This is a genomic window from Nodosilinea sp. P-1105 (assembly GCF_012911975.1).
GTDB lineage: Bacteria > Cyanobacteriota > Cyanobacteriia > Phormidesmidales > Phormidesmidaceae > Nodosilinea.
The window spans coordinates 1-687 of record NZ_SMDQ01000185.1; the positions used below are offsets into that span (position 1 = coordinate 1).

Below are 687 nucleotides of genomic sequence, written 5' to 3' on the forward strand. Positions count from 1 at the left end.
AATCAGCGCTTTGATGAGCTATTCCCAGCAGACACGGTAATGCCTAAGGTGTACTCCCCCAACCCCTAACTACGCCCCCCTGGAACAAGCCGCCGCTGAATTTTCCCTGATGTTTCGGGCCTTCTTAGACAACGATGGCGACATTGACCTGGAAGAACAAGCCCAACTGCTGGAACTCCAGGAAGAACTGGGCCTGACCAATGAGCAAGTGGCGATTATTGAGGAGAACGTGCGATCGGAGTTAGGCTAGGGTTACACACCAAGATCTCAGGGTTCTTCAATAACCCTGGGATCTATACCGCAAGAGTAGTCTAGCTCTAAAGACAAAGGAGTTTTAAAGTAACACTGGCAGATTTTCCTCTAGCTGTTGTCTATGGAAACTAGGAATGTAAATGCACGAAGCCCTAATGATTCTTTCCAATAACCAATTTCAGACAGTTACAGCAGATCATGCTCAGCACCAGGACTTTAAAAGAATATTTCAATGCCCCGTATGCCATGCAACACTCACCTTGCGAAAAAGTCATACAAGGAATGGCGATCATGTGCCTGCCACATTTGTTCACCCTAAGGACGGCGAGCCATGCAAGGAAGGGTGCATCCCAGTTATGGGCGTCGCAAGTAGTGGGGGGAGGGCAACTGTTCTATAAAAGAAGAGGGATGGTGGTGACCATCCCTGCCGAATTA

2 protein-coding genes are annotated in these 687 nt (G+C 48.5%); both read left to right on the forward strand.

What is annotated here, in order from left to right; genetic code table 11:
• Nucleotides 1-109: 109 nt before the first annotated feature.
• Nucleotides 110-250 (forward strand): hypothetical protein, encoded by a 141-nt coding sequence (locus E1H13_RS26685; RefSeq protein ID WP_169617983.1) that lies wholly within the window; start codon nucleotides 110-112, stop codon nucleotides 248-250.
• A gap of 200 nt (nucleotides 251-450) precedes the next feature.
• On the forward strand, nucleotides 451-687 hold a 237-nt coding region (locus E1H13_RS27085), incomplete at its 3' end, for a hypothetical protein (RefSeq protein ID WP_206071136.1).